Source organism: Synechococcus sp. R60.1 (assembly GCF_047461835.1).
In the GTDB taxonomy this organism is placed as follows: Bacteria; Cyanobacteriota; Cyanobacteriia; order Thermostichales; family Thermostichaceae; genus Thermostichus.
The window spans coordinates 1-7285 of sequence record NZ_JANSIA010000119.1 but is presented as its reverse complement, the minus strand read 5'-3'; the positions used below and the strand labels follow the sequence as shown (position 1 = coordinate 7285).

The following is a 7285-nucleotide window of genomic DNA, read 5'->3' as shown; positions in this document are numbered from 1 at the left end:
GTAGTAATCCGTACTGAACATATTATACATTATTTTCAGTATAGTTGAGCTTATTATTGACTAGAGTCATGCTCCATCACAACCTCCCAGCTCGACCTGGAGACCCCATCCCACAGGGCCTGACGAAACAACGAAACCTTGGCTCGACCCTAGGAGCAGGCTGCCCCTTGTCCCCATTTCCTTTTTGATTCTTTAACAAACTCCGGGATCCCCATCCCTCAATGGCTGAGGGCCAACGCTCTCCCCTCTACGGTCGCTGCCATCTCCCACAACAGATCTTCCGTCTCTTCCCAGCCGATGCAGCCATCGGTGATGGAAACCCCGTACTGGAGCGGCGCCCCTTCCTGCCAGGTTTGCTTGCCCGGGTAGAGGTTGCTCTCCAGCATCAGCCCCATCAGAGCCCGCTGCCCCGCCTGGTACTGCTGTAGCACCGCTCGACAGACGGATCCCTGGTTGCGGTAATTTTTGTGGGAGTTGTCATGGGAGCAGTCCACCATCACCGAGCGAGGGATCCCTTGATCCTTCATCAGCAGTGCCGCCCGCGCCACATCTTCCGGGCCGTAGTTGGTCTTGCCCCCTCCCCCCCGCAACACGATGTGCCGATCCGGGTTGCCGGTGGTTTTTACCAAAGCCGTCATGCCATCTTGGCCAATGCCCAAGAAACTGTGGGGATGGCTGGCGGAGAGGATGGCATTGAGAGCGATTTCCAGCCGCCCGTCGGTGCCGTTTTTGAAGCCCACAGGCATGGAGAGGCCGCTGGCCATTTCCCGGTGAGTTTGGCTTTCGATGGTTCTGGCGCCAATGGCCGCCCAGCTCACCAGATCTGCCGTGTACTGAGGGGTCACCGGATCCAGCATCTCGGTGGCACAGGCCAGGCCCAGCTCGTTGATCTGCAGGAGAATGGAACGGGCCAGTTGCAAGCCGGTGGCAATGTCGCACGAACCATCCAGGTGGGGATCGTTGATCAGGCCCTTCCAGCCCACCGTGGTGCGGGGTTTCTCAAAATACGTGCGCATAACGATCACCAGGTGCTCCCGAGTTTGGTCGGCCACCCGCTTGAGGCGATGGGCATACTCCAGAGCCGCTGCAGGATCGTGGATGGAACAGGGGCCGACGATCACCACCAAGCGATGGAGATCCCGTCCGTGGATGATGTCGCGGATGGCTTGCCGAGTGGAGAGCACCACCTGGGCTGCCGTTTCCGTAAGGGGCAGCTTGGCCTTGACAGCAGCAGGGGCAATCAAGGGAGTCACCTCTTGGATATTGCAATTGTCGGTTTGAGGGGGCATGGAACTGTCCTCAGCGTGCAAGTGGGTAGATGGGGTCGTCGAGCCATCAAAAAAGCCCTGGCGCTGGGCTCAGGGCTTCAGGACTGACTCGGGTAAACTGTAGGTCTTTGTTTACGCGCCACCCTTCTGCCCTGGTCGTTGCCAGGGAAAGCTAAAGTAGCCAAAAAAGGAAGCGCGCCAAACCATGCGGAGAACAAACTTAAAACCTGTACGAGATAACTATACCCGAAAAAACCTCGTTTGACACCTCAGGGATCCGGTTTCCTGGGGAAGTCTTAAGTCGACCGAGCCGCTGGCTTGGCAATCCAGTAGCCGCAGGGGTGTTCTCCCTGCACCTGCCAGGTGATGCGCTCTACTCGGCAATCGGGCAAGGCGGCAGCAAACATCTCCAGTTCGTGGCCGCAGACGCTGGGAAAGGTGTGGGCAATCTGGGCAATGGCGCAATTGTGCTCGACCAACACATACTGCTCGACGTAAGGCTCGGATCCCTCTGCTGCCATCGGCACAGTCAGGTCGGCAGGATAGGGGTAGTACTCCGCCATGTAACCCTCTGCCTGGCGCAACTGCACCAAACGCTCCAGCCGCTCCCGCAGGGATCCGGATCCCAGTTGGGCCTGATACTCCCGGGCTTTGCGCTGCCACTGGTGGTGGAGAAGGGATCCCATCTGTTCGGATCCCAGGGTTTCGGCCAGGGTGTTGAGCAGGCCAAGGGCAAACTCGTCGTAGCTGGCGGGGAACTGCTCTTCTCCCAAGGGGCTGAGCTGATAGAGATGCTGGGGTCGCCCTAGACCATTGGGTTGAGCGATATGTTGGATCAACCCCTCTGCCTCCAGATCCTTGAGGTGGCGGCGGATGGCCTGGGGAGAAATGCGCAGGTGCTCTGCCAGCGTTTGGGCGTTGGCCTGCCCCGCCTTGCGCAGGTAGACCAAGATGGCCTGCTTACTCGAAGCGGGTTGAGCGACCTGCCCGGTGATCTTGCGCGTGCTGTCCACCCTCGCCCTCCTGGTTAGACTGGGTTAATCGGCTGCCGCTGCCAGCACAGCTCTCTGCTATTTTGACAACGGGATCATTGCTAAAGTAACCTGAGGATCAGTTAAACAACAACTCTGTTGTTTTATTTGGCCATCTGTCTTAGTCGCGTTTCTACCCTGTCACTACCCGAGAGCCATCCATGTCTACGAGCGTCCGCGCCCTGGTCAACCAGCCCTACAAGTACGGCTTTGTAACCGACATCCCCTCTGAGTCGATTGGCAAAGGCTTGAACGAAGAGGTGATTCGGCAGATCTGGGCCAAGAAAGGGGAGCCGGACTTTATGCTAGAGTTCCGGCTGCGGGCCTACCGCCAGTGGCTGAAGATGAGCGAGCCCACCTGGCCCAACGTCAGCTACCCGCCCATTGACTACCAAAACATTGTCTACTACTCGGCCCCCAAGGTGCAGCCCAAGAAAAAGAGCCTGGACGAAGTGGATCCGGTGCTGCTGGAGACCTTCGAGAAATTGGGGATCCCCTTGTCTGAACAGAAGCGGCTGGCCAATGTGGCGGTGGATGCCATCTTCGACAGCGTTTCGGTAGCCACCACCTTCCGGGAAAAGCTGGCCAAGGAAGGCGTGATCTTCTGCTCCATGTCGGAGGCACTGCGGGAGTATCCGGAGCTGGTGCGCAAGTACTTGGGCAGTGTGGTTCCCATTGCTGATAACTACTACGCGGCGCTGAACTCGGCAGTGTTCAGTGATGGATCCTTTGTCTATGTGCCCAAAGGGGTGCGCTGTCCCATGGAGCTTTCCACCTATTTCCGCATCAACAACGGCGAATCGGGCCAGTTTGAGCGCACCCTGATCATTGCCGACGAGGGATCCTACGTCAGCTACTTGGAAGGGTGTACTGCCCCCATGTTCGACACCAACCAACTGCATGCGGCGGTGGTGGAGCTGATCGCCCTAGACAATGCCGAAATTAAATACTCCACGGTGCAGAACTGGTATGCCGGCGATGAAAACGGCAAAGGGGGCATTTACAACTTTGTAACCAAGCGCGGCCTGTGTCAGGGGGCCAACTCCAAAATCTCTTGGACGCAAGTGGAGACCGGCTCGGCCATCACTTGGAAATATCCTAGCTGCGTGTTGGTGGGGGAAAACTCGGTGGGCGAGTTTTACTCGGTTGCCCTAACCAACAACTACCAGCAGGCCGATACCGGCACCAAGATGATTCACGTGGGCCGCAACACCCGCAGCAAAATCATTTCCAAGGGCATCTCGGCGGGACACTCCAAAAACAGCTACCGCGGTCTGGTCAAAATCGGGCCGAAAGCAGAAGGGGCCCGCAATTTTTCCCAGTGCGATTCCATGTTGATCGGGGATCAGTGCAGCGCCAACACCTTCCCCTATATTGAGGTGCAAAACAACACCGCCAAAGTGGAGCACGAAGCTTCCACCTCTAAGATTGGAGAAGAGCAATTGTTCTACTTCCAGTCCCGCGGCATCTCTGCGGAAGATGCTGTGTCCATGATCATCAGCGGCTTCTGCCGAGAAGTGTTCAACCAACTGCCGATGGAGTTTGCCGTAGAAGCCGATCGATTGCTGAGCCTGAAGTTAGAGGGATCCGTCGGCTAGGGGATTGTTCCCGACGTGAAGCTAAGCAGCTGGGGAGAGGCTACTGACATCAGTGGGATTTCAGGAGAGGGGTGACTCCCAAGGCAGAGAGGTTTTGAACTATAAAGGCTAGGCAGGAGAAGTTCCCTATGCGGGCATTTCTGGAGGAGTTCAAAAACTTTATTAGCCGGGGCAATGCCTTAGATTTGGCTGTTGGCGTTGTTATTGGAGGTGCTTTTGGGAAGATTGTGACTTCTTTTGTAGCAGATCTGTTTACTCCAGTTTTAGGCTTGATGATTGGTGGAGTGAGCTTCCAGAACTTGGTCTGGAAAATCGGTGGAAGTCCTGAAGACCCAGTTACGATTAACTACGGTAGCTTTCTGCAAGCTGTGTTTGATTTTGTGATTATCGCTTTTGCCATCTTCTTACTGGTGAAGGCGATCAACACCCTACAGCGAAAGGAGGAAGAATCTCCTCCCACATTGCCCCCACCAGAAGTGGTTTTGCTGACAGAGATCCGGGATATCCTCAATCGCCACTCCCAATAGAGCTATAGGGGATCCTTAGGCCCAAAATCCAAACCTGGTTTAGGGATCCCTTAACTTTTCAGCTCCTGCCCTTCGGTGTCAACCCTAGAGTCTAGCCATGATCCGTGAAAACAGCCCTGTCATCTTATCCGTTCGAGATCTCAGCGCCGAGATCGACGGCACCCCCATTCTCAAGGGGTTGAGCCTGGAAATTCGCGCCGGAGAAATCCACGCCATCATGGGCCCCAATGGTTCTGGAAAAAGCACTTTTTCCAAGATCTTGGCTGGCCACCCCGACTACCGGGTGACAGGAGGCGAGATCCTCTATCTGGGCAAGAATCTTCTGGAAATGGAACCGGAGGAGCGGGCTTGGGCAGGGATCTTCTTGGCGTTTCAATACCCCATCGAGGTTCCGGGGGTGAGCAACTTGGATTTCCTGCGCGCCGCCTACAACGCTCGCCAGAAATATCGGGATCAGCCGGAACTGGATGCTCTGGATTTTGACGACCTGGTACGGGAAAAGTTGGATATTGTCAAAATGGATCCCGTTTTTTTGGAGCGCTCTGTGAACGAGGGCTTTTCCGGCGGCGAGAAAAAGCGCAACGAGATCCTGCAAATGGCGGTGTTGGAGCCCACGCTGGCCATTTTGGACGAGACGGATTCCGGTCTGGATATCGACGCGCTGCGCATTGTGGCCCACGGCATCAACCGACTGGCCGGCTCTGAGAATGCCATGCTCTTGATCACCCACTACCAACGCTTGCTGGACTATGTTACCCCCGACTACGTGCATGTGATGGAGGGGGGTCGTATCGTCATCAGTGGGGACAAGACCTTGGCGCTGGAGCTGGAGGAACGGGGCTACGACTGGATCAAAACTCAGTCGGGTCAAGAACCGGCAGCTGCGACATCTCGGCAGGAGAAAGAGGGATGAGCGCCACCTTGCCCAAACCTTTTGCCCCAGAGAGCCGCCTATTCCTGGAGCACATCCTCGGCCAAATCCCGGAAAGGCAGGATCCCTACACCACCCTTAGGCAGCAGGCCCGCGCCCAATTGGCCGAACTGGGGATCCCGACCCCACGGGAAGAGGATTGGAAATACAGCGATCTCTCGCCACTGCTGGCCCACGAGTTTCGCCTGGCTGCCGCGGGGGATCCGTCTCTGGATGCAGCAACCCTAGAACCTTGGCTTTGGCCGGAAGCCAGCTATAGCCGCGCCGTGTTCGTCAACGGCTACTTTGCCCCCCAGCTTTCTGATTTGAGCGGCCTGCCCACCGCTTTGCAGGTGATCCCTTTAGCCCAAGCCCCAGGGGAGTTGCTGCAAACCCTGGCCAAGACGGATGTGTTTACGGCCCTCAACACCGCTCATCTGGGAGATGGGATCCAGATTGGCCTACAGCCCGGCCAGGAAGTTCCGTCACCGCTGCACCTGCTGTTCATAACGGTGGCTCCTGAGGGAGAGGCCGTTTTGGCCCAGCCCCGCTGCCTGCTGTCTTTGCAAGCCCACAGCTCCCTCACGCTGATCGAAGATCATGTATCCCTGGGATCCGGGATCCCCTTTGGCAACGCTGTAACCGAGATCCTCTTGGCAGAGGGATCTCGTTTGCACCATGTGATTTTGCAAAGGCAGGGATCCCCAGCCTTCCACATCAACAAGACCGCCGTGCGCCAAAGCTGCGACAGCCACTACCGCCTCCAGGCGATTCAGTGGGGATCCCAGTTTTCTCGCCACAACCTGGAGATCACCCAAGCCGGAGCCCAGGCCCACACCCAACTGCAGGGGCTAACGCTGCTGAAGGGATCCCAGCACAGCGACACCCACTCCCGCCTGGTGCATCAGGCCCCCCACGGCAGCAGCCGCCAATTGCACAAGTGCATTGTGGACGAGACGGCCCATGCGGTCTTCAGCGGACGGATTCTGGTGAGCCGAGAGGCCCAACTGACGGACGCCGCCCAGACCAACCGCAACCTGCTCCTAGGCCCCAAAGCCCGGGTCGACACCCAGCCGCAACTGGAGATCTTTGCCGACAACGTCAAGTGTGCCCACGGGGCCACCGTCAGCCAACTGGAGGCAGAAGAGATCTTCTATCTGCAAAGCCGGGGTATTCCCCAAGCTGAGGCCAGGCAACTCCTCACCTGCGCTTTTGCAGCAGAAGCCCTGGAAGGGATCCCGTTGGCTCAACTTCCCGCCCTGGTGGCCCGCCGGTTGGCTGGGATCCCGTGAATCCAATCAATTCCAATAACAATAATAAGTTGTTGCTCCCCCATTACCCTCAAGAGTGACCAGACTTGGGCGTAATGGATAGGCAGCAGTAAACTACCCGGCTCCGACCGCTAAGCGGTACGGAGCGGGCTTTCAGTAGCCCTGAGCCTGTTCTGCTCTACCAGAGAACAAAACAAGCCCGGACCTCTAGGCTGGTTTACGACAGCCCCCAAGAGCGCAATCACATTCGCACCATTCAAATCCGCATCCCCTTCCCATCCACAGTGCCCACACTTGAACGACTTGCCACTGCGATAGGATTGCGCAGGATCGGGATGGATGTGCAAACACTTGTGACAGGTCTGCGACGTGTAAGCAGGCGGCACAAGAACCAGAGAAACCCCTGCAACCCTCGCCTTGTATTCCAGAAACTGGCGTAGCTGGTAGAACGCCCAACTGTTGGCCCTGCGCCTTTCGGTTTTGCTGCGGGGTTGTTGATTGACTCTTTCCCGGATCCCTGTCAGGTCTTCCAGAGCAATAGCGCTGTTGGTAGCTTTTGCCCTAGAGACAATAGCTTTAGAGATGCGATGATTGACCCACACTTGAAAGCGTCTCTCCTTGCCAGACAGCCGTTGCAACAGTTCTCTGCATCTGCGCCGCGAACTGCGTGTGCCCTTACT

7 protein-coding genes are annotated in these 7285 nt (G+C 57.0%); 4 read left to right on the top strand and 3 right to left on the bottom strand.

The window, feature by feature from the left end:
• Positions 1-218: 218 nt before the first annotated feature.
• Together NW834_RS12915 and sufR are read right to left on the bottom strand one after the other, a co-directional pair.
• A complete protein-coding gene (locus tag NW834_RS12915) occupies positions 219-1289 on the bottom strand; it encodes a 3-deoxy-7-phosphoheptulonate synthase (protein ID WP_414332215.1) in 1071 nt (356 codons plus the stop codon).
• A gap of 275 nt (positions 1290-1564) precedes the next feature.
• Entirely contained in the window at positions 1565-2281 is a 717-nt protein-coding gene (gene sufR, locus NW834_RS12910; RefSeq protein WP_414419013.1) for an iron-sulfur cluster biosynthesis transcriptional regulator SufR, read from the bottom strand.
• A 179-nt stretch (positions 2282-2460) separates the two neighbouring features.
• Between sufR and sufB the strand changes: the two genes are divergently transcribed.
• The 4 genes from sufB to sufD all read left to right on the top strand — a co-directional run bounded on the left by sufB (position 2461) and on the right by sufD (position 6626).
• Positions 2461-3897 carry a Fe-S cluster assembly protein SufB gene (sufB, locus tag NW834_RS12905; protein ID WP_414349663.1) on the top strand — a complete coding sequence of 479 codons (1437 nt, stop codon included), beginning with the start codon at positions 2461-2463 and terminating at the stop codon, positions 3895-3897.
• A 128-nt stretch (positions 3898-4025) separates the two neighbouring features.
• Positions 4026-4424, top strand: a complete 399-nt coding sequence (mscL, locus tag NW834_RS12900; RefSeq protein ID WP_414344182.1) for a large-conductance mechanosensitive channel protein MscL — start codon at positions 4026-4028, stop codon at positions 4422-4424.
• Between the two features lie 97 nt (positions 4425-4521).
• Entirely contained in the window at positions 4522-5337 is an 816-nt protein-coding gene (gene sufC, locus NW834_RS12895; protein ID WP_414349662.1) for a Fe-S cluster assembly ATPase SufC, read from the top strand.
• Positions 5334-6626, top strand: coding sequence for a Fe-S cluster assembly protein SufD (gene sufD, locus NW834_RS12890; RefSeq protein WP_414419012.1), 1293 nt, complete (start codon positions 5334-5336; stop codon positions 6624-6626). Before sufC ends, sufD begins: the two co-directional genes overlap by 4 nt.
• Positions 6627-6736: 110 nt before the next feature.
• On the opposite strand, the gene NW834_RS12885 is transcribed toward sufD, so the two are convergent.
• Positions 6737-7285: RNA-guided endonuclease InsQ/TnpB family protein (locus NW834_RS12885; RefSeq protein ID WP_414426337.1), on the bottom strand; the 549-nt coding region annotated here is incomplete at its 5' end.